The organism is Mesorhizobium loti, from assembly GCA_014189435.1.
GTDB lineage: Bacteria > Pseudomonadota > Alphaproteobacteria > Rhizobiales > Rhizobiaceae > Mesorhizobium > Mesorhizobium loti_G.
The window spans coordinates 4,100,605-4,121,318 of sequence record CP050293.1 but is presented as its reverse complement, the minus strand read 5'-3'; the positions used below and the strand labels follow the sequence as shown (position 1 = coordinate 4,121,318).

At 63.1% G+C, this 20,714-nt stretch carries 19 protein-coding genes and 1 riboswitch; of the genes, 6 read left to right on the top strand and 13 right to left on the bottom strand.

Annotated features, from left to right (window positions below):
* Positions 1-5: 5 nt before the first annotated feature.
* The 8 genes from HB777_20180 to murA all read right to left on the bottom strand — a co-directional run bounded on the left by HB777_20180 (position 6) and on the right by murA (position 9,767).
* Positions 6-1,004 carry a serine hydrolase gene (locus tag HB777_20180; protein QND65997.1) on the bottom strand — a complete coding sequence of 333 codons (999 nt, stop codon included), beginning with the start codon at positions 1,002-1,004 and terminating at the stop codon, positions 6-8.
* A gap of 225 nt (positions 1,005-1,229) precedes the next feature.
* A complete protein-coding gene (locus HB777_20175) occupies positions 1,230-2,978 on the bottom strand; it encodes an ABC transporter ATP-binding protein (protein QND65996.1) in 1,749 nt (582 codons plus the stop codon).
* Positions 2,975-3,814 (bottom strand): ABC transporter permease, encoded by an 840-nt coding sequence (locus HB777_20170; protein QND65995.1) that lies wholly within the window; start codon positions 3,812-3,814, stop codon positions 2,975-2,977. Before HB777_20170 ends, HB777_20175 begins: the two co-directional genes overlap by 4 nt.
* The gene (locus tag HB777_20165; protein QND65994.1) at positions 3,814-4,773 is read right to left on the bottom strand and encodes an ABC transporter permease; all 960 of its coding nucleotides are present in this window, start codon (positions 4,771-4,773) and stop codon (positions 3,814-3,816) included. The genes HB777_20170 and HB777_20165 overlap by 1 nt, the downstream gene beginning before the upstream one ends.
* A 115-nt stretch (positions 4,774-4,888) precedes the next feature.
* Complete coding sequence (locus HB777_20160; protein QND65993.1) at positions 4,889-6,406, bottom strand: ABC transporter substrate-binding protein; 1,518 nt, start codon at positions 6,404-6,406, stop codon at positions 4,889-4,891.
* A 123-nt stretch (positions 6,407-6,529) separates the two neighbouring features.
* On the bottom strand, positions 6,530-7,453 hold the full coding sequence (murQ, locus tag HB777_20155; protein ID QND65992.1) for an N-acetylmuramic acid 6-phosphate etherase: 924 nt from the start codon (positions 7,451-7,453) through the stop codon (positions 6,530-6,532).
* A 179-nt stretch (positions 7,454-7,632) separates the two neighbouring features.
* A complete protein-coding gene (locus tag HB777_20150) occupies positions 7,633-8,514 on the bottom strand; it encodes an N-acetylglucosamine kinase (protein ID QND65991.1) in 882 nt (293 codons plus the stop codon).
* On the bottom strand, positions 8,511-9,767 hold the full coding sequence (gene murA, locus HB777_20145) for a UDP-N-acetylglucosamine 1-carboxyvinyltransferase (GenBank protein QND65990.1): 1,257 nt from the start codon (positions 9,765-9,767) through the stop codon (positions 8,511-8,513). Before murA ends, HB777_20150 begins: the two co-directional genes overlap by 4 nt.
* A 178-nt stretch (positions 9,768-9,945) precedes the next feature.
* Between murA and HB777_20140 the strand changes: the two genes are divergently transcribed.
* Positions 9,946-10,806, top strand: coding sequence for a MurR/RpiR family transcriptional regulator (locus HB777_20140; protein QND65989.1), 861 nt, complete (start codon positions 9,946-9,948; stop codon positions 10,804-10,806).
* A gap of 154 nt (positions 10,807-10,960) precedes the next feature.
* Positions 10,961-11,650, top strand: coding sequence for an SDR family NAD(P)-dependent oxidoreductase (locus HB777_20135; GenBank protein ID QND65988.1), 690 nt, complete (start codon positions 10,961-10,963; stop codon positions 11,648-11,650).
* Between the two features lie 103 nt (positions 11,651-11,753).
* Here HB777_20135 and HB777_20130 read toward each other — a convergent pair whose 3' ends face one another.
* Together HB777_20130 and HB777_20125 are read right to left on the bottom strand one after the other, a co-directional pair.
* Entirely contained in the window at positions 11,754-13,109 is a 1,356-nt protein-coding gene (locus tag HB777_20130) for a glutamine synthetase (protein ID QND65987.1), read from the bottom strand.
* Between the two features lie 219 nt (positions 13,110-13,328).
* Entirely contained in the window at positions 13,329-14,027 is a 699-nt protein-coding gene (locus tag HB777_20125) for a GntR family transcriptional regulator (GenBank protein ID QND65986.1), read from the bottom strand.
* A gap of 397 nt (positions 14,028-14,424) precedes the next feature.
* Between HB777_20125 and ftsZ the strand changes: the two genes are divergently transcribed.
* Positions 14,425-15,462, top strand: a complete 1,038-nt coding sequence (gene ftsZ / locus HB777_20120; GenBank protein ID QND65985.1) for a cell division protein FtsZ — start codon at positions 14,425-14,427, stop codon at positions 15,460-15,462.
* Between the two features lie 60 nt (positions 15,463-15,522).
* On the opposite strand, the gene HB777_20115 is transcribed toward ftsZ, so the two are convergent.
* Entirely contained in the window at positions 15,523-16,587 is a 1,065-nt protein-coding gene (locus tag HB777_20115; GenBank protein QND65984.1) for a fructose-bisphosphate aldolase class II, read from the bottom strand.
* Between the two features lie 259 nt (positions 16,588-16,846).
* Entirely contained in the window at positions 16,847-17,014 is a 168-nt protein-coding gene (locus tag HB777_20110; protein ID QND65983.1) for a hypothetical protein, read from the bottom strand.
* 215 nt (positions 17,015-17,229) lie between these two features.
* On the opposite strand from HB777_20110, the gene HB777_20105 reads away from it, so the two are divergent.
* Genes HB777_20105 through HB777_20095 form a run of 3 tightly spaced genes read left to right on the top strand, consistent with a single transcriptional unit; the run spans position 17,230 to position 19,703 of the window.
* Positions 17,230-18,243 carry a hypothetical protein gene (locus HB777_20105; GenBank protein ID QND65982.1) on the top strand — a complete coding sequence of 338 codons (1,014 nt, stop codon included), beginning with the start codon at positions 17,230-17,232 and terminating at the stop codon, positions 18,241-18,243.
* Positions 18,173-19,057 (top strand): sterol desaturase family protein, encoded by an 885-nt coding sequence (locus tag HB777_20100; GenBank protein QND68836.1) that lies wholly within the window; start codon positions 18,173-18,175, stop codon positions 19,055-19,057. The genes HB777_20105 and HB777_20100 overlap by 71 nt, the downstream gene beginning before the upstream one ends.
* Positions 19,041-19,703, top strand: coding sequence for an isoprenylcysteine carboxylmethyltransferase family protein (locus HB777_20095; protein ID QND65981.1), 663 nt, complete (start codon positions 19,041-19,043; stop codon positions 19,701-19,703). Before HB777_20100 ends, HB777_20095 begins: the two co-directional genes overlap by 17 nt.
* 304 nt (positions 19,704-20,007) lie before the next feature.
* On the opposite strand, the gene HB777_20090 is transcribed toward HB777_20095, so the two are convergent.
* Positions 20,008-20,481, bottom strand: a complete 474-nt coding sequence (locus tag HB777_20090; protein ID QND65980.1) for a 6,7-dimethyl-8-ribityllumazine synthase — start codon at positions 20,479-20,481, stop codon at positions 20,008-20,010.
* Positions 20,482-20,558: 77 nt separating this feature from the next.
* Positions 20,559-20,707: riboswitch (FMN riboswitch) on the bottom strand.
* Between the last annotated feature and the right edge of the window lie 7 nt (positions 20,708-20,714).

Here is a 20,714-nt window from a genome sequence, read left to right as displayed (position 1 = left end):
AGCTCCTAAAGTCCATTGATGAGATCGCCGACCGTCTGCCGAAGCGAAACGATTCCACTGTCGAAATGACGTGTCGGATGGATCCGGTTGGTGAGCAAGGTCCATGCCTTGCCGCTGTCGAAATCGATCCACAGCCCGGTGCCGGTGAAGCCGGTGTGGCCGATGGTTCCAGGGCTGCACAAGGCTCCGCCGGACCAGCCCGCATAGGGCCGCTCCCAGCCATGGGTGCGGTTGGTGGACAAGGGGGTGCCCATCAGCGCGATCGAACGCTCGGAAGCGCCGGTCAGCAGCCCTTGCGCGAAATCGAGCACCGAAGCGGCCGTTCCGAACAGGCCGGCATGCCCGGCACCTTGCAGCGCCGAGCAATTGTCGTCGTGGACCTCGCCGGACAGCACGCGGTGTCGCCAGGTGCAGTCCTCAGTCGCCGCGGCGACGTCGGGCTCTGTCGACCAGGCAAAGCCCGGACCGGGATCCATGTCTCGGATCGTCTTTCCCGACAGCCGCTCCAGCGCAAAGCCGAGCAGGATGAAGTTGATGTCGGAATAGACGGGCTCGCGGGCCCGCCATTCGCGTTGCAGGATGAAGGCGCGCAGCAGCTCGGGGTCGCGCCCGTAAGTGTAGATCGGCTCGACGGCTGGAAACGGCGTCTGGTGGCCGAGACATTGGCGGAACGTCACCTTCCGTTCCCAGGCCTCGGCATCATACTGGCGAAGGTCCGGCAGGACAGAGACCAGCGGCGCGTCGAGATCGATGACGCCGTCTTCCGCCAGCGCCAGGATGCGCGGCGTGGTGAAGATGATTTTGGTCAGGGATGCCAGGTCGAACCAGGTGTTGTCCTGTATGGGGCGGGGCTTCGGCACGAGTTGCGCCGAGCCGATCGAGCGGATGATGCGGTTGCCATTCCTGTCGACAATGCCAAGCACGCCGCCGGGAATGCGCTGGGTGGCAACCGCCGTGGCGAGCGGTGCGAACGCACGATCGAAAATCTGGGCGAGGTCGCTCAATGCCGGCCCCCATCGGAGAGGCAGCGATCCTTCGCGCCCCCCTCTGTCCTGCCGGACATCTCCCCCACGAGGGGGGAGATTGGATGTCGCCACCGCTTTCGCCAACCTTCTGCGTTGGAAGGTGGGCGGAAGGCCAAAACTGCCAATCTCCCCCGTGTGGGGGAGATGCCCGGCAGGACAGAGGGGGGCGCTGTCCCGCCGACCTCACATATCCCAGTGCACCCATCACACTTCCACCCTCGCCATATGATCCCCGCCAAACTGCTCCCACCGCGCCGGAGCCGGCTCAAACCCCTGCGGCCGCACCAGCGAGGGAACCTGGCGGGTATCGATCTCAAAATGCTCGTGCCGTCGGTCGATGGTCGGAACGGCGGCGATCAGCTTCTTCGTATAGGAATGCTTCGGCTTCGACAGCACCGAGGTCGCATCGCCGATCTCGACGATCTGGCCGGCATAGATGACGGCGATGCGGTGGGCGATCCGCTCGACGACCGCCATGTCGTGCGAGATGAACAGATAGGCCAGCCCGAACTCACGCTGCAGGTCGACCAGCAATTCCAGCACCTTGGCCTGCACCGAGACATCCAGCGCCGACACTGCTTCATCCAGAACCACGACAGACGGGTTCAGCATCAGCGCACGCGCGATGCACAGCCTTTGCCGCTGGCCGCCCGAGAATTCGTGGGGGTAGCGTTCCAGACTGTTCTTAGGCAGGCCGACGCGTTCCAGCAGGCTCGCCATCCTGGCCCGCGTTCCGGCATCCACCCGGCCGCCGGTGGCGATCACCGGTTCGGCCAGGATGCTCTCGATGCTGAGCCTGGGGTTGAGCGAGGCATAGGGGTTCTGGAACACCATCTGGACGGGCAGGGCGCTCTGCTGCGCGGAAGCCTTTCGCGCGCCGACCGTGAAGCTGCCGCGCGTCGACCGCACCAGCCCCAGCACGGCGCGCGCGGTCGTGGATTTGCCCGAACCACTCTCGCCGACGATGGCCAGCGTCTCGCCCGGCATCAGGTCGAAGTCGACGCCGTCGACGGCATGCACCGCGCCGGTGGCGCGGCTGAAGAAATTGCTCTTGAGGGGGAACCGCACCACCAGGCCGTCGACCTTCAAGGCCGGTTCCGTGCTTGCGCCCTTGTCGCGCCGTCCGTCCGCGCGTGTCGTGCTGCCGTTGGTGAAATGCGGCACCGCATGCAGCAGATGCTGCGTGTAGGGGTGCTGCGCACTGTCGAGGATCTGGTTCAACTCGCCCTGTTCGACGGCCTGCCCGTTCTGCATCACCATCACCTTGTCGGCGATGCCGGCGACCAGGCCGATGTCATGGGTGATGAAGATCATCGACATGCCGGTTTCCCGCTTCAGCTCGGCCAGCAGCGCCATGATCTGCGCCTGCACCGTGACGTCGAGCGCCGTCGTCGGTTCGTCGGCGATGAGCAGGCGCGGATTGCAGGCGAGCGCGATGGCGATCATCACCCGCTGCAGCATGCCGCCCGACAGCTGGTTGGGGGTGTATTTCAACCGCCGCGCCGCATCGGGAATACGCACCCGGTCGAGCGCATCCTTGGCCGCTGCCGTGGCTTGTCTTCCAGTGAGCCCACGGTGCAGCCGAAACGATTCCTCGATCTGCGTGCCGATGGTCAGCACCGGATTGAGCGAGGTCATCGGCTCCTGGAAGATCATGCCGATCTCGGCGCCGCGAATGCCGGTCAGCTGCGGTTCGGTCGCGCTCATCAGGTCGAAGAGGCTGCCGTCGGCGCGTTTCAGCTTCATGGCGCCGCCGGTGATACGGCCGCCGCCGAAATCGATGAGACGGTTGATCGACAGCGCCGTGACGGACTTGCCCGAACCGCTTTCGCCGACAATGGCAAGTGTTTCGCCATCGGCGAGGTCGAAGCTTATGCCGCGCACCACCTCATTGGCTTGCGGATTGCGGCCGAAGCCGACGCGCAGATCGCGGACGGACAGCAGCGGGATCATGCCGGCGCCCTCCGCATCCTCGGGTCGAGGATATCGCGCAAGGCGTCACCAAGCAGGTTGAAGCCGAGGATGCTGATCATGATCGCCAGCCCCGGGAAGATCATCAGCCAGGGCGCGGTCTCCATCAGATTGCGGCTGTCGCTGAGCATCAGGCCGAGCGATGCGGCGGGCGGCTGCGTGCCGAGCCCGAGGAAGCTCAGACCTGCTTCGGTCAAAAGCGACCAGGCCAACGCCAGCGTCACCTGGACCGTCAACGGCGCCACCAGATTGAGCAGCAGATGGCGCGTGACGATGTAGCTCGAACTGCTGCCGAAGGTGCGCGCGGCGTCGACGAATTCGCGCGCCTTGAGCGACAAAGCAGGGCCGCGCACCACGCGGGTGAAGATCGGCGTGTAGACGATGCCGATGGCAACGATGCTGGTCCATGTGCCCGGCCCGGCAACGGTGACGATGAGCAGCGCCAGAAGGATTGCCGGGAAGGCCAGCAGCACATCCATGATCCGCATGACGACGCCGTCCCAGCGGCGCCCGAGCCAGGCCGCGGCCAGCCCGAGCACCGTGCCGGCAAGGGTGGCGAAGGCGACGGAGAAGAAAGCGACGGTGAACGACTGGCCGATCCCCGCCATCAGCCGGCTGGCCACGTCGCGGCCGAACAAATCGGTGCCCATCCAGTAGGCGCCGTTGGGCGCATGCAGCCGGTCGACCCGGTATTGCGTGATCGGGTTGTGCGGCGTCAGCCCTAGCATACCGAGGATGGCGACCACGAGATAGACGCCGACGATGACGCCGCCGATGCGGCCGCTGCCGTGGGCGAAGATGGCGCGCAGGATGCGCATCAGGACTCTCCCAGCCGGATGCGCGGATCGAGCGCGACATAGGCGAGGTCGACCAGGAGATTGACGATCATGAAGTTGAAGGCGATGAACAGCACGCTGCCCTGCACCAGCGCGTAGTCGCGTTGCAGGATCGCATCGAGCACCATGCGGCCGAGACCGGGCAGGGCATAGATCTGCTCGACGATGACGGCGCCGCCAAGCAGATAGCCGAATTCGATGCCGCTCAGCGTCACGACCGGGATCAGCGCGTTAGGCAAAGCATGCCGCCAGATGACGCTGCGCGCCGATGCGCCCTTGCTGCGCGCGGTGCGCACATAATCGTCGCTCAACACGTCGAGCATCGCCGAGCGCGATATGCGAGTGACCGACGCCGCGAAGGCGAAGCCGAGCGTGATGGCGGGCAGGATCAACTGGCTGAGATTGCGCAAGGGATCCTGCCAGAGTGGCGCGAATTCGCCCATCGCCGGCAGCACGCCGAAGCCCGCCGACAGCGTGTAGATGATCAGCAGGCCAAGCACGAAACTCGGCGTCGACTGGCCGATCATGGCGGCGATGCGCACGCCCAGATCGGACAGTTTCTCATTGTGGGTGGCGGCAAAGATCCCGGCAGGCATGCCGACGGCAAGCGCGATGACCATCGACAGCACGGCCAGTTCCAGCGTCAGCGGGAAGCGCTCGAGGATGACGTCGAGCACCGGCCTGCCATAGGTGACCGAAATGCCGAGATTGCCGTGCAGGATGCCACCGATCCAGCGCCAGTACTGCACGAACCAGGGCTGGTCGATGCCGAAATAGGCGGCGAGCGAATCCCGCTGCGCCGGGGTGAGCAGGCCAGCTTCGGTGCCCAGCATGGCCGTGATCGAATCGCCCGGCACCATCCGGATCGCGACGAAGACCAGGATGGACACGCCAAGCAGAACGAGAGGAAACGTCGCCAGTCGTCGCATCAGATAGTTCACGCGAAGAAGTCCTCTCGTCCTAGAGCATGATGCCGAAAAGTGTGAAGCGGTTTTCTCGGACAAACGGATATCGTTTGTCCAGACATCATGCTCTATCTCTAGAAGCCTGCGGTGGCTACTGCTGGATGGTAACCTTGCTCAGGCTGAACAGCGTGCCCGTCGGCGTCGGCACGAACCCGGCGATGTTCTTCTGCTGGGCTGTGTAGCTGTACGAGGTGTAGAGCCAGATCCACGGCGACATTTCCGCGAGGTGCTTCTCGAACTCGGCGAAGATCACCTTGCGCTTCGCCGGATCGGTCTCGGCGCGGCCCTGCTGCATCTGGCTGTCCAGCGTGTCGTCGATGTAGTTCGCCACCTTCTGCAGATTGCCCGCCTTGGTCCAGTAGCGGTTGTACATGGTGTAGGGGTCGGCGCGGCCGCCATTGAGCGCGATCGCCATGTCGAAATCGCCCTTCAACCAGGCGTCGACATAGACGTTGAGCTCCATCATCTTGATGTCCAGCTTGACGCCGATTTCGGCGAGCTGCGACTGGATGACCTGTGCTTCCGCCGCCGCCGTCGGCGGCTCGCCGGTGGCGCCGATCACGGTCGCCGAAAAGCCATCGGCAAAGCCGGCTTCAGCCATCAGCTTCTTGGCCTTGTCGAGATCGCGCTTGTAGCAGAACAACTGGCTCGGATCGGTCGCGAGCGCCGGGATGGTCAGCGGTCCGGTGACCTTGCCTTCGCCGAGCGAGGCGGTGTCGAGCACCTCCTGGCGGTCGATGGCGCAGGAGATGGCCTGGCGCACCTTGAGCTCGGTCATCGGCTTGCGCGACGGATTGAGCTGCAGCACGTGATAGGAGAGCACCGGCACGCGGTTCAGTTGCAGGCTGGTCTCCTTCGGCACCAGCGTGGCGACCAGCGGGTCGTTGAGCAGCGCGAAATCGATCTGTTTGGTGCGCATGGCGGCGAGGATCGCGGCTTCGTCCGGCAGCACGCTGATCTCGATGCCGTCGACGCCGGTCGCGCCGCCGGCCCAATCCTTGTTGGCGCTCAGCTCTTCCTTCGCATTGGGGTCCCATTTGTCGAGCTTGAACGGGCCGGAGCCGACCGCCTTGGTGCCGATCGAGCCGGCCTTGATTTCATTGGCCGGAACGATGGCCGCGTTGACGTCGCTCATCGCCGTCAGGATCGGCGCATCCGGCTGCGACAGATGGAACACGACGGTTGCCGCATCCGGCGTGTCGATGCTGGCGATCGAAACGAAGTTGGCGCGCGCCACTGCGCCCGTCTTCTCGTCGAGGATGCGTTCGAACGATGCCTTGACGTCGGCCGAGGTCACGGCGGTGCCGTCCTGGAACTTCGCCTTCGGATCGAGCTTGAAGGTCAGCGCCTTGCCGTCCTTGGAGAATTCCCACGAGGTGGCGATGGCGGGGATGATCTGCAGGCTGGCATCGACGCGCACCAGCGGCTCATAGATCAACTCCAGCAGCCGCAGCGACGAAAACGCCGTCTGCTTGTGCGGGTCAAGCCCGGTGGCGTCCTGCGACCAGGCCATATGCAGCGTCGCCGCCTGCGCCGAGACCGTCGCGACGCCGAGCATTGCCGCCAGCGTGATGCCCGACAGCAATGTTCTTGTGAGATGCCCTACCATTTTCGTCTCCCATTTTTGATTTGACTTGATGCCTTGCAGTTTCTGCCGACCGCTTCCAAGACACACATGCTTTGGAGTATCGGCCCAGTCTATTCGGCTTCACGCCGTCTTGTCTAAAGCGCTTCATGCGGTCTCGTTGCTGATTGCCTTTCGCAGGAAGCCTCCGGCCTTGCCGAGCGCCGCGCGTGCCTCCTCGACACCCATGCCGGTGATCGTCACCAGGATCGCCAGTTTCACATCATTGCCGGTCTGGCCGAGCACTTGCTTGGCTTGCTGGGCAGCACACCCGGTGGTCTGCATGACGATCCTGATCGCCCTCGCGACCAGCTTCTTGTTGGAGGGATTAAGGTCGACCATCAGATTCTGGTAGCTCTTGCCGATGCGGATCATCGAGGCGGTGGTCAGCATGTTGAGCACCAGCTTCTGCGCGGTTCCCGATTTCAGCCGGGTCGAGCCGGTGAGCACTTCCGGACCAACGACCGGCGAGATGGCAATGTCGGCGATGCCGGCAATGGTCGATGCCGGATTGCAGGATAGCGCGACCGTCGTTGCGCCCACCTGCCGGGCATAGTTCAGCCCGCCGATGACATAGGGCGTGCGGCCGCTGACCGCGATGCCGACCACAACGTCGTCCGATGTGAGTCCGATCTCCTGCAACGCCCTGGCGCCCATTTTCGGATCATCCTCGGCGCCTTCCGTCGACCGCACCAGGGCGTCGGGACCGCCTGCGATCAGGCCAACCACCATGCCATCGGGCACGCCGAAGGTGGGCGGACACTCCGAAGCGTCGAGAACGCCAAGCCGGCCGCTGGTGCCGGCGCCCATGTAGATCAGACGTGCGCCTTTCTGGAAGGCAAGCACGATGCGATCGACCGCGGCCGCGATGTCAGGCACGACCTTTTCGACGGCCGCCGGGACGGCCTTGTCCTCATCGTTGATCTTGCGCAGGACATCGACGGTCGGCAGCAGGTCGATGTCCATCGTCCGAGGATTCCGGCCTTCGGAAACCAGACGGTCCAGCTCGGACATCAACCCTTGTTCGGTCATTCCAGTGCTTTCAAAAAACCATGCGGCACAGCCGGAAGAGCGGAGATCGCCGACCGGCACCCGCACACGCGGACTGGTGGTCCGTCGCCGCTACCCTGTTTTCTTTTGTTAACTTTCTAGAATTGGATATTCACATCGTCAACAGAAATTTGGAATATTTTATTCCTCCCGACAAGGCGCTATCGTCCGCCGAGCGGCCTTTTGGCTAGGATGATCGCGCCCGACACGGCGTCGCCGTCGGCGGGCTTCAGGCGACGCCGGACATCGGGGGAGAGCCAGGGTTCGAGCGGACTGGACAGGCCGCCGAGCAACGTCACCCGGGGCGCGCCTTTTTCGAACAGCACCCGCACGAGCGTATCGATCTGCTCGGCCGCACTTTGCACGATGCGCCGCCCGACCGGATCGCCCTGGTCGGCGTGGCGCATCACCATCGGCGCCAGGGCCGCATAGTCCGTTGCGGTTGCCCGATCCATCCAGGCGACCGCTTCCATCGGGTCACCCTCGAAGCGCTGCATCACCTCCGCCAGAAGTGCCGTCCGCTCATGCCGGCCGTCATGGCCGCGCAATGCGAGCTGCACGGCTTTCAGGCCGAGATCGGCGCCGCTGCCCTCGTCGGAAATCGGAAAGCCGTAGCCACCGACACGCAGGTCGCGTCCCTTGACAAAGCCGAGGCCGATCGAGCCGGTGCCGGCAATGACGATGGCGCCGTCCTGGCCCGAATGCGCGCCCAGGCAGGCGCCGACGCCGTCGCTGACGAAATCGATGCTGGCGAAGGGATGCGCGATCGCCCGCAATGCCTCCAGCGCGCCCTTGCGGCCGATACCGGCAAGGCCGATGCCGGTATGGATACGGGCGATCTCGGCTGGTCCGAAACCGGTCTCCTCGATCGCCGTGCCAAAGGCTTTCGCGACCGATGCCCAGGCGGCGTCGATGCCGAGCCGCGTTGTCGCTGGACCGGACAGGCCCTGTCCCAGCACGTTTCCCTGGGCGTCCTCGATCCGTGCCCGGCAGCCGGTGCCGCCGCCGTCGACGCCGAGGAAATAATGCTCCGCGTCGTTCATGCGCTCAGCCGCTCGATGTCGGCGCCGCACAGGCGCAGCTTGCGGTCCAGTTGTTCATAGCCGCGGTCGAGATGGTAGACCCGGTTGATGGTCGTCTCGCCCTCGGCGACAAGTGCCGCCAGCACCAGCGATACCGATGCGCGCAAATCGGTGGCCATCACCGGCGCGCCATGCAGTTTCTCGCCGCCGCGCACCAGCGCCGTGGTGGCTTGCAGCTTGATGTTGGCGCCGAGCCGCATCAGTTCGGGCACATGCATGAAGCGGTTCTCGAAGATGGTTTCACGCAGCAGCGACGCGCCGTCGGCGCAGCACATCAGCGCCATGAACTGCGCCTGGAGATCGGTCGGAAACCCCGGATAGGGTTCCGTCGTCAGGTCGACGGCCCTGAGTGGCCGGTCGCGCGAGACGATGAGCCCGCGGTCGCCGGGCCAGACGCTGACGCCGGTGGCCTCCAGCAGTTGCACCACCGAGGCCATGTGCTCGAGCCGGGCATGCGTCAGTTCGAGCTGGCCGCCGGTGATCGCCGCGGCGATGGCATAGGTGCCGGCCTCGATGCGGTCGGGGATGATGTCGTGCGTGGCTACATGCCAGCTCGTATCGCCCGCGATCAGGATGCGGTGCGTGCCGGCGCCCTCGATGCGCGCGCCCATGGCGATGAGGCAAGCGACGAGATCCGCCACTTCGGGCTCGCGTGCCGCGTTGAGGATCTCGGTTTCGCCCTTGGCCGTGGTCGCCGCCATCACGGCGGTTTCCGTCGCGCCGACCGATGGCGAGCTCAAGACGATGCGCGTGCCGGTCAGTCCGTTCGGCGCAGAGGCAACGATTGAGCCGTTTTCAATGGCGATCCTGGCGCCCAGTGCGGCGAGTGCCGCGACATGCATGTCGACCGGCCGCGCGCCGATCGCGCAGCCGCCCGGCAGCGAAACCCTGGCATGGCCGAACCGGGCCAGCAGCGGCGCCAGCACGAGCACCGTCGCGCGCATCTTCCGCACCGTGTCGTAGGACGTCTCCTTGGAAACAGCGGCGCTGGTGTCGATCGTCGCGGCATGCGCCGACCGGGTCACCTCGGCGCCGTGCAGCCGCACCACGCCGAGCATGTTTTCGACATCGGTCACATCAGGCAGATTGGTCAGTTCGAGCGGGTAGGGGCTGAGCAGCGCCGCCGCTATCTGCGGCAGGGCCGCATTCTTGGCGCCGGATATGGTGACCGCGCCTTCCAGTCTTTGTCCGCCGACGATCCGCAATCTGTCCATGGGCTGCAACCTTGTGCGACGAAGCCGGGCACACTCGGGCGGCTCTCTCAGGAGATGCTGCTCCGAATCCCGGATTTGGCCCGGTCCAGTTCGAGAATTAATTCTACGTTCTTGGCTGTCAATCGGAATTGGAATATTTTATTCCTTGAGCCGGCACCTGAAAGCGCGAGGAAATCCCGTGTCCGTCCTGAACAGGATCAAGGCGAAGCTCGACGGCATGGCGCCTGGTGATCGTGAGATCGGCCAGTACATCGTCGACAATCCCGACCAGATGCTGCGCCTGTCGACGGCCGCACTCGCGGCCGAGATCGGGCGCAGCCAGTCGAGCGTCGTCAAATTCAGCCAGAAGCTCGGTTATGCCAGCTACCAGGAACTGAAGCTCGCCGTCAGCGAGGCCAAGGCGCAGGAATGGCAGGTGCCGGCCGGCATGATCCACGGCTCGATCGAGGTCGGCGACAACTACCAGGTCATTTTGAAGAAGCTGATCGGCAGCAAGCTTCTGTCGATGCAGCGAACCGCCGAAGCCAACAGCGAGCGCATCATCTCCAGGACGCTGGAATTGCTGGACAAGGCGCGCCGCATCCATCTGGTCGGCGTCGGCGCCTCCTCGCTGGTGGCGCGCGACTTCTCCTACAAGCTGATGAAGCTCGGCCGCAATGTCCTGCACGACAGCGACAGCCATATCCAGATGGCCAATGTCTCGACGCTCGGGCCTGATGATGTGCTGTTCGCGCTGTCCTATTCCGGCGCCAGCATCGAAACCCTGCGCATTGCCGAGCTTGCCCGCAAGCGCGGCACCATGGTGATCGCCGTCACCGGCCTGCATGACAATCCGCTGAGCCGGGTCGCCGACATCTGCCTCTACACCATCGCCGACGAGGAGCGTGCGCGCTCGTCCTCCATCACCGCGCGCGACGCGCAGCTGACGCTGACCGACCTCTTGTTCATCCTGCTGGTGCAGAAACAGCCGGATGCCAATGAGTATGTTCACAACAGCGAAGTGGCGGTTTCGGTGCTGAAGGCCGAGCGGTCTTCGTAGCGCCACAGGCGATGCTGGGCCGCGCAACGCCGGTTCCGCGGCCGCCTGGCTCAACAACCGCGGCGATGCCACCTCTTGCCTGTCACCCGCGAAGGCGCGACCCTGCCTCATCTGGCGAAACGTTTCCGCCGAAATCCGCAAAGGGAGAAAAATCATGACATCCGATGTGGCCGTCATTGCAGGCGCAGGTGCTGGTCTGAGCGCTTCGCTTGCGCGCCTTCTCACCCGGGAAGGCTTTCGCGTGGTTCTGGCCACCCGCAACGTCGAGAAGCTGAGCGCTCTGGTCGATGAGACCGGTGCGCTGGCCGTCGAGACGGATGTCGCCGACGCTGCGTCCGTCGCCAAGCTGTTCGACGCCGCCGACAAGACGGGCCCGCTGGCGCTTGCGGTGTTCAACGCCAGCGCGCGCACCCGCGGCCCGATCGCCGAGCTCGATGCCGAAGCGGTCAAACAGGCATTGCTGGTCGGCGCCTATGGCGGCTTCCTGGTCGGCCAGCAGGCGGCGCGGCGGCTGCTGGCGCGCGGTTCCGGATCGATCCTGTTCACCGGCGCCACTGCCAGTGTGAAGGGATTTCCCGGCTCGGCCGGCTTTGCCATGCCGAAGTTCGGCTTGCGCGGCCTGGCGCAGTCCATGGCCCGCGAACTCGCCCCGAAGAACATCCACGTCGCCCACTTCATCATCGACGGCCAGATCGAGCCCCCCGGACAGGCAGCCGATCCCGACCGGCCGGACCGCCGCCTGTCGCCGGACGCCATCGCCGAGGCCTATCTCACGGCCCATCGCCAGCATCGTAGCGCCTGGAGCTCGGAGCTTGAGCTGCGGCCCTGGCTCGAGACGTTTTGACAATCCAGCTGATCGCCCCGGGGGAAGTAACGCATCGGGGTCGATGCGGTCATAGTTCACACCGCCGACAATCTGGTCAACCACGGTGCCCCTATAGGTCAGCCTAAACGCTTTCGAGGTATGTCTCGATCTCGAAATCGCTGACATTGAGCGCGAACGTGTTCAGCTCCTGGCGTTTGCAGGCAACGAAAGAGTCGCGCAGGATTGCCGGAAAGATCTCCGCCACATGCGTCCCGCTTTCGAAGGCGGCGATCGCGGACGCCCAGTCCGGTGGCAGCTTTGCCGGCGGAAGGCCCTGGGCATCGCTGCCGATCGGATCGCCTGGCGACAACTGTCTTTCGATGCCGGTCAGCGCGGCGCCCAATATGGCCGCAAGCACCAGATAGGGATTGGCGTCCGCTCCCGAAACGCGATGCTCGATACGGCGCGCTGCGGTCGGTCCGCCGGGAATGCGGATGGCGACCATGCGGTTCTCATAACCCCAGGCGACCGCGGTCGGTGCGTAGGATCTTGGGCGTAGCCTGCGGTACGAATTGAAGTGTGGTGCGAACACCAGCGTGCTCTCGGCCATCGCCGCCAGCAGGCCGCCAACCGCATGACGCATGGTCTCCGAGCCCTGGTCGGTGCCGTCGTCGAAGACATTGCGTCCTTCGCCGTCGACCAGGCTGAAATGGACGTGAAAGCCGTTGCCGGCGCGGTCGCCATAGGGCTTGGCCATGAAGCAGGCGGCAAAGCCGTGCTTGCGGGCAATGCCCTTCACCGTGCGCTTGAACAGCACCGCATCGTCAGCCGCCCGCAAGGCGTCCGCGACATGGTTCAGATTGATCTCGAACTGACCGACACCGTTTTCGGCGATGGCCGTGTCGACGGGAATGCCTTGCGTCCGGCAGGCTTCGTAGACGTCATGGATGAAGGATTCGAAGTCGTCGATCTCGTCGATCGACAGCGCCGCGTCGGAATCGAGACGGCGTCCGGTCACCGGCGAGACCGGTCCGACCGGCCGCTGCGATTGCGGATCGACGAGGTAGAATTCGAGTTCCGTTGCCGCGACCGGGGTCAGGCCCAAGGCCTTGTAGCGATCGAGGATGCGGGCCAGCGCCCGTCGCGGGTCGCCGAGATAGGGCGCGCCGCTTTCGTCGGCAAGCCAGAGCGGGACGAGCGCCGTCGGATGCGCCGTCCAGGCCACCGGCAGAATCCCGCGCCCGGTCCATTGGCACAGTCCGTCGGCATCGCCGGTCGAGAATACCAGGCTGTTGCCTTCGATATCCTCGCCCCAGACATCCAGCCCGATCAGCGAATAAGGCATACGCAGCTTGCCTTCCAGCGCCTTCCTTGCCTGCTCGACGGGAATGCGCTTGCCGCGCATGATGCCGTTGAGGTCGCACACCGCGGCCCTCAGGCTCTGGATGTCGGTCCTGCTGTCAAGCCAGTTCAAAACGTCCGCAATTGCATCGCTCAATTTATAACCTCTGGTTTTTGAAGGTCCCGCAGCCTGCTCGGCTGCACTGTCCCTGGTAAAGATAGCTTGTGAGTTTTCGAAAACGGACATGGCTGTCGCCAAGGCCTTTTCCTTATTTTTTCAAGTCACTAGCTGGGATGTCGGGAGGCATTTCAAAACCAATTGCGCGATCTGCGATCGCAACATAGAGGCAAGAGCACGGAAAGCCAAGGGGCCACTTCAGCTTCTCGTCTTCGGAAATCTGGCCTGCTGCAGGATGTGCGAGGCGCCCTCGTCGATATCGCGCACGATGGCCGCGCGGGCGCGCTCGCCGTCCTGGGCTTCGATCGCCGCGACGACTTCCTCGTGAAAATCGATGTCGAGAATGGAGGCGAGGTCATCCTCGAACCCCATGGCAAGGTTCCTGAGAAACGGGCCGACCTGCATCCATACGGTCTCGATCAGAAAGATCATCTGCTCGTTGCCGCAATGGCGATAGATCGAGAATTTGAAGTCGTGGTTCTTGCGCAGGTAGTCGTCGATATCGCCCTTGCGGGCCGCCAAGGTCAGGTCGGTGCAGTGGCGCCGGATCGTCCGCAGATTGTTGCCGTTGATGCGTTTTGTCGCCAGTTCGGTCGCCGAGCCTTCGAGGATCGTGCGCACGGCGGTCAATTGCGAAAACCGTTCGGCCGAAATGACCGGCACTTCCACGCTGCCGTTCGGCATCGGGCTCAGCGCGCGCAGTGCCTGAAGCCGCATGAAGGCGCTGCGCACCGGCATGTCGCTGGTGCCGAGTTCCTTGGCGAGCTTTCGCGAGGTCAGCTTCTGGCCCGGCGTGAACTGGCCCGACATCAGCGCTCGCACGAGCTCCAGATAGACCTTCTCATGCAAGGGAACGGTGTCGACGGCGGTCAACCCGAATTGTGTTTTGTCGGCCATTGGCGGGAGCGCTGCTTCATTGGTTCTGAAATCTACCCTGACGACAACAGCCGCGAAGATCTTGCCTGGCCGATCGCGGCGAGAACGCCAAGTCAGCGATTTATCCACACATGATAGACGTTTCGATCGTTGCGCGGCAAGCCAGCCCGTCACCTGCCGGCCGTTGCACCCAAGGCTGGAGGCTTGATTGTTGGGCGAGCGGCGTCTGCGCCACGCTGTGCAAAACCGTCATCACAAATCTTGACCTTGCGCGCACTTGCACCTCTGGCCGCTCTCTGGCTTTTTGGGGTACCCATCGCAACGGACTGATTCGCGTCATGCCGCTCGATTGCAATGTCTATTGAGCAGTCTGCTTGTGGGTCGTGAAGCGCGCGCAATTGACGAAGGAGAAACAGGCATGGCCGAGTTCAAGAAGCCCGAAATCTCCGAGATGAGACCCAAGATCACCGTTATCGGCGTCGGCGGCGGTGGCGGCAATGCCGTCAACAACATGATTACGGAGCAGCTTCAGGGCACCGAATTCATCGCCGCCAACACCGACGCGCAGGCGCTGACCATGTCGAAGGCGACGCGGCTGATCCAGCTAGGCGCTCACGTCACGGAAGGATTGGGCGCCGGATCGCTTCCCGAGATCGGCCGCGCCGCGGCCGAGGAATCGCTCGACGAGATCATGGATCATCTGGCCGGCACGCATATGTGTTTCGTCACCGCCGGCATGGGCGGCGGCACGGGAACCGGTGCGGCTCCGATCATCGCCCAGGCGGCGCGCAAGGCCGGCATCCTGACGGTTGGCGTCGTCACCAAGCCCTTCGCCTTCGAAGGCAGGCGCCGCATGCAGATGGCCGAAGAGGGCATCGAGCGGCTGCGCGAGAGCGCCGACACGGTGATCGTCATCCCGAACCAGAACCTGTTCAGGATCGCCGATGCCAAGACCACCTTCGCCGATGCGTTCGTCATTGCCGACCGCGTGCTCTATGCCGGCGTCAGCTGCATCACCGATCTCATCGTCAAGGAAGGCCTGATCAATCTCGACTTCGCCGATGTGAAATCGGTGATGCGCGACATGGGCCGCGCCATGATGGGCACCGGCGAAGCTTCCGGCGAGGGCCGGGCAATGAAGGCGGCGGAAGCCGCGATCGCCAACCCGTTGCTCGACGAAGTGTCGATGAAGGGCGCCAAGGGCGTCCTGGTCTCGATCTCGGGCGGCAGGGACATGACCCTGTTCGAGGTTGACGAGGCCGCGACCCGCATTCGCGAAGAGGTCTATGAGGACGCCGACATCATCGTCGGCGCGATCTTCGACAAGAGCATGGAAGGCCGCTTCAGGGTCTCGGTGGTGGCGACCGGTCTCGACCGTGCGTTTGGTGTGGAGGATGCCGATGCCGGCATCGCGCGCGACCACGGCGGCCAGCCGCCAGCGCGGACGCTTCAGTAGGCTGGGCAAGACGGGCAGGGCGCTGTCGCGCTCCTGCCCGTCGATATCAAGCGCCCCAATTCACCCAAACTTCGGGTCGAGACTGCCAGACTTATACCGCTTGGCCATCTCCGCGACCGGCAGCGGCTTGATCTTCTGCGCGTTGCCGGCGGTGCCGAACTGTTCGAAGCGCTCCTTGCAGAGCTTGCGCATGGCGGCCATGGCCGGCGTCAGGTACTTGCGCGGATCGAACTCGCTCGGATTCTCGGTCAGCACCTTGCGGATGGCGCCGGTCAGCGCCATGCGGTTGTCGGTGTCGATGTTGATCTTGCGCACGCCGTGCTTGATGCCGCGCTGGATTTCCTCGACCGGAACACCCCAGGTCGGCTTCATCTGGCCGCCATATTTGTTGATGATCTCCTGCAGATCCTCCGGCACCGAGGACGAGCCGTGCATGACCAGATGCATGTTCGGCAGGCGGCGGTGGATCTCCTCGATGACGTTCATGGCCAGCACCGCGCCGTCGGGCTTGCGCGAGAATTTGTAGGCGCCATGGCTGGTGCCCATGGCAACCGCCAGCGCATCGACATGGGTGTCCTTGACGAATTCGACCGCCTGTTCGGGATCGGTCAAAAGCTGGTCGTGGCTGATCGCGCCTTCGACGCCGTGGCCGTCTTCCTGTTCGCCGCCGCCGCTCTCCAGCGAGCCGAGCACGCCGATCTCGCCTTCGACGGACACGCCGCCCCAATGCGCCATGTCGACGACACGCTTGGTGATGCCGGAATTGTAAGCGTAGTCGGCCGGCGACTTGCCATCTTCCTTCAGCGACCCGTCCATCATGACCGAGGTGAAGCCGTACTGGATGGCGGTGACGCAGGTGGCTTCGTTGTTGCCATGGTCCAGATGCATGCAGACCGGAATGTCGGGATGGATTTCGACCAGCGCGTCGATCAGCTTGGCCAGCACCACGTCATTGGCATAGGCGCGCGCGCCACGGCTTGCCTGCAGGATGACCGGCGACTTGGTCTCCTCGGCGGCCTCCATGATGGCGAGGCCCTGTTCCATGTTGTTCATGTTGAAAGCGGGTACGCCATAGCCGTATTCGGCGGCGTGGTCGAGCAATTGTCTCAGTGTTATGCGAGCCACCCAATAGTCTCCCGTATCTGGTTTCAAGCGCAACGTCGCGGGCCGGCCGGTCGCCGGTCGGCCCTTGATGCTTCTGGCCGGATTTCAACGGAACCGCAACCTTCAGAGGCCTTCTCGATCGCAATTCTTGTTGCAGGGCTGAAATCCGGCCTGTTTGATGACCTCAGGCCGCGATTGTAGCGCGCAAAATCGTTTGGCACCTGCGCGCAAATCATTTGGCACTAACTTGCTGTGATTGAAGGGGCGCTCCAAGGGCGGTTTAACGGGCCTCTCGTACGGTGGCGGGCTGCCGTTTGCGCATCTCCCGCAATGGCTTCTCCACGAACTCAAACGACAAGGCGGCGATCGCCAGCGTCAGCGGCGCGACGATCAGAAATGTCGGGGTCGCGACCGCCCTGACACCATCCAGTGCCGGATTGTACTTCAACGAAAATTCCCCAGCCTGTTGCTTGGCACTGTATCACCACATCGAAAACTACGCGACCTGCTCCGAGCCGATGCTGTCGAAGCTCCCTGCAGGTTCCAGAAGTGAAGGGGCCTTGTTCCAGTGTCCCCGACAGACCTCGATTAACCCTCTGTTAAGGACGTTCTTGCCGGAAAGCCGACGAAGTGCTTCCTTGTGGAGATGGACGGGATTGCCAAATGCGGGAAGAGATCTTAGCAAAGACCGATCTGACATCAGCACGAGAGCTTCGAATTGCCGGTACTCCTGCGATCCGATTGATCTGGGTTGTCGCAACCTATTCGCTTGTTGCCCTATTTTTTTCCCCCGACCTCTATTTGCTGAACCTCAAGGCGTTCGCGCTGGATTTCCTACCCGTGGCGCTGACCGCCTGCTCCCTGGGGCTGATAGGAACTGCTGTTCTTCGCAGGCCCGCGTCGCCTTTGTCCTTTCTGGCCGAAATCTTGGCAGCGAGAGGCCTCGGAGCCATGACGATCACGCTCGGCACTTGCGTCGGAATTGCCGCTTTCTGGACCTTCAAATACAACATCACGCGGCTCGTTCCCTTCTACGCAGATCGCACGCTTGCCAACATCGACTTCGCCCTGCATTTCGGCGATCCGTGGCGATGGCTGCATGCCGTGACACCTCCAGCAGCGATCCCGGCGCTGGTGCTCCTCTACTTTCCGGCATGGCTATTCCAATTCTTCACCGCGATCATAGTTGCTGCTTTTTGCCGCGAGCCGCTGCGGACCAGGTACATGGTTGCATTCACCATCACGATGATCGGACTCGGAACCGTGATGGCGACCGCAGTCGCGTCGGCCGGTCCGATTTTCTATGACACCTTCGTTCCTGGAGGCGGGCTACGGTTTGCAGACCTCAGGGCCGCTCTAGGCAGCAGCTCAGCGGCCCTTCCTATGGTCGAAGTGGCCAGCCGCCTCCGTAACGCCTACGAATATGGTGCGGAGAACGTCTTCGCCGGCATCTCCGCCATGCCCAGTATCCATGTCGCTGTGGCTGCGCTCAATGCTCTCTTTTTCTCGCGGATCAACCGATGGATCGGCGCGGCCGCTTGGGTGTTCGCGGCCCTGACGCTGTTCGGGTCGGTCTATTGGGGCTGGCACTATGCCATTGACGGCTATGTTGCGATCGCAGCCGTTGTATCAATCTGGGTTGCTTCAGCTCGCATGTGCGGGGGCGACAGTGTTTGATCTGTTTGACCTGATCGACCCAAAGGCGATCGTGATCGTCTTCATGATTTTCGTTCCGCTGGAGCACCTGTTGCCTCTGCATGAGGGGCGGCTGTACCTGCGTCGAGCGCTTTCAACCGACCTTCTGCATCTGTTTGTGACCGGAGTTCTCTTCAAAATCGGCTTTCTGATCCTGATCGCTGGCTGCATGGTAGGCATCAACTCGGCTGTGCCAAACCTGGTCGGCCAAACTATCCGGACCCAGCCGTTCTGGCTTCAGACGATCGAGGTGATCGTTGTGTCGGATCTCGGCTTCTACCTCGCTCACAGGCTGCTCCACGCCGTCCCGTTCCTGTGGCGCTTTCATGCGATCCATCACAGCATCGAAGAACTCGATGCTCTTGCTGCCCACCGTGTCCACCCCTTGGACCAACTGTTCGTCAAGGCGGCGTCGCTCCTGCCGATCTATGCCCTCGGGTTCGCTGTCGGGCCTTTCATCGTTGCTGGAGTGATCTACCACTGGCAGGCGCTGTTGATTCACTCGAACATCAAGATCGGATTTGGGCCGCTGAAATGGGTGGTCGCCTCGCCACTCTTCCACCACTGGCACCACGCCAACGAACGCCAGGCTTTCGACAAGAATTTCGCTGGCCAGCTCTCCATCATCGATGCGTTGTTCGGCACCATGTACATGCCCGAAGCCATGCCGTCGAAATATGGAACCGACGAGCCGGTGCCCGATGCCTACCTTGGACAACTCGCCTATCCATTCAGCCGACCAGCAGAGAGGGTGGTCTTGCAGATATCGGAGTTGACTCATGATCAGCCAAATTGAAGACTTCGCCGGTCGGGCCGCGATCCTCGTTATCTTCACGTTTTTGATGGTGTGGGAGACCGGGACAATAGGCGGGATATTTCACGCTGAGACTCTCGATGGATGGTCTCTGATACTGACCTCACGCATCGCGGCCTTCATATTCCTAGGTTGCTCGCTCTTGTTTACGCTGGTGAGGCTGCCAGCGAAATCAAGTGCGGCCGGGCTTGCTCCCCGCGTCGTCTCCATCGCGGGAACTTTTGTCATGTCCCTCCTGGTCGTACTGCCGATCGGAGATGTGCCGACAGAAGTCCGATTGTTTGGCACCACGATGATCGTGGTGGGGACGCTGCTTTCGATCTATTGCCTGATCTGGCTGGGACGATCGTTTTCCATGATGGCAACAGCTCGAAAGCTCGTCACGGCAGGACCTTACAGTATCGTCAGGCATCCACTTTATGCGGCGGAGGCGATCACCATGATTGGTGTGATCATAGCCAACTGGTCGGTCTCGTCGGTGACGGTGGGCGCTTGCTGGTTTGCACTCCAATACCGGCGAGCCTTGAACGAGGAACATGTGCTGCGAGCTGCATTCCCTGAATACCAGAAATATGCCGAGCGCGTGCCTATGCTGGTTCCACATTCACGCACTCTCTCCACCCGATGACCGGGCTCCAAAAAGGGCAGGCGTTCGCCGGCCCTTTCGCTTTCTAACTCCTCGGCAACGCGGCAGTAGGCACCGTGAACCAGCGGAGGCATGGCGCGCCACACCCTTCGTGATACGGTGCTCTTGCTGCCAACCGGCCCAGGAGCGGGCGCCATCCGAATTCCATTCACATGCTCAATCATCCGCCGAAGGCGCTCCTGCGGGCCATAGACGCCGCGCTGAAGCCCTTTCGTCCGGCAGGGCTGGCGGTCAACTGACATGGCTGATCGCTCGGACTTGGTGCCATCCGATCTTGCGCGTTACGTCACGCCGCGATCAACTCCCGCGCCGCCAGGAGCTGCACGCAGGCATTGGCCGCTTCCTTGCCCTTGACGGTGAAGTGCTCGAAGAAGAAGCGGTGGTGCTCGGCGCTGTCGTGGTAGTTGTGCGGGGTGAGCACCGCCGACAGCACCGGCACACCGGTCGACAGCTGCACGTTCATCATGCCGTCGATCACTGCGCTGGCGACGAACTCGTGCCGGTAGATGCCGCCATTGACGACAAAGGCGGTACCGAGGATCGCGGCATAGCGGCCGGTCCCGGCCAAGGTCTTGGCATGCAGGGGGATTTCATAGGCGCCCGGCACGTCGAAGACATCGACGGTGAAGCGATCGCCTCCGAGAGAGGCCAGTTCAGCTTCGAAGGCCTGCACGCACTGGTCGACGATGTCGGCATGCCAGCGCGCCCTGATAACGGCGATGCGAACAGGTTCGTAGTCTTTGTGGGAATGCTGATTCATGGGTCCATCCTTCCGTTTCGAACCAGAATCAGGACGCACGATACGCAATCCGGCCCGCCGAGGCGGTCCGTCTTGCGTTTCGTTCTCTTCCATCCGGACTCTAACCGTCGGCTCCGGAATCACACCGGATCTGCTGACCTTTCCGATTTTGCCGGAAAGCGCTCGCGGGCTTGGGTAGAAAACCCTTACCGCCGGTGGGGACTTTCACCCCGCCCTGAGAACATTAACGGCTT

What these genes read in the sequence shown, in the direction of transcription:
- HB777_20175 (QND65996.1), bottom strand. Translation starts at nt 2,978, where the DNA reads ATGATCCCGCTGCTGTCCGTCCGCGATCTGCGCGTCGGCTTCGGCCGC.
- HB777_20170 (QND65995.1), bottom strand. Translation starts at nt 3,814, where the DNA reads ATGCGCATCCTGCGCGCCATCTTCGCCCACGGCAGCGGCCGCATCGGC.
- HB777_20160 (QND65993.1), bottom strand. Translation starts at nt 6,406, where the DNA reads ATGGTAGGGCATCTCACAAGAACATTGCTGTCGGGCATCACGCTGGCG.
- murQ (QND65992.1), bottom strand. Translation starts at nt 7,453, where the DNA reads ATGACCGAACAAGGGTTGATGTCCGAGCTGGACCGTCTGGTTTCCGAA.
- HB777_20150 (QND65991.1), bottom strand. Translation starts at nt 8,514, where the DNA reads ATGAACGACGCGGAGCATTATTTCCTCGGCGTCGACGGCGGCGGCACC.
- murA (QND65990.1), bottom strand. Translation starts at nt 9,767, where the DNA reads ATGGACAGATTGCGGATCGTCGGCGGACAAAGACTGGAAGGCGCGGTC.
- HB777_20135 (QND65988.1), top strand. Translation starts at nt 10,961, where the DNA reads ATGACATCCGATGTGGCCGTCATTGCAGGCGCAGGTGCTGGTCTGAGC.
- HB777_20125 (QND65986.1), bottom strand. Translation starts at nt 14,027, where the DNA reads ATGGCCGACAAAACACAATTCGGGTTGACCGCCGTCGACACCGTTCCC.
- ftsZ (QND65985.1), top strand. Translation starts at nt 14,425, where the DNA reads ATGGCCGAGTTCAAGAAGCCCGAAATCTCCGAGATGAGACCCAAGATC.
- HB777_20105 (QND65982.1), top strand. Translation starts at nt 17,230, where the DNA reads ATGCGGGAAGAGATCTTAGCAAAGACCGATCTGACATCAGCACGAGAG.
- HB777_20100 (QND68836.1), top strand. Translation starts at nt 18,173, where the DNA reads ATGTTGCGATCGCAGCCGTTGTATCAATCTGGGTTGCTTCAGCTCGCA.
- HB777_20095 (QND65981.1), top strand. Translation starts at nt 19,041, where the DNA reads ATGATCAGCCAAATTGAAGACTTCGCCGGTCGGGCCGCGATCCTCGTT.
- HB777_20090 (QND65980.1), bottom strand. Translation starts at nt 20,481, where the DNA reads ATGAATCAGCATTCCCACAAAGACTACGAACCTGTTCGCATCGCCGTT.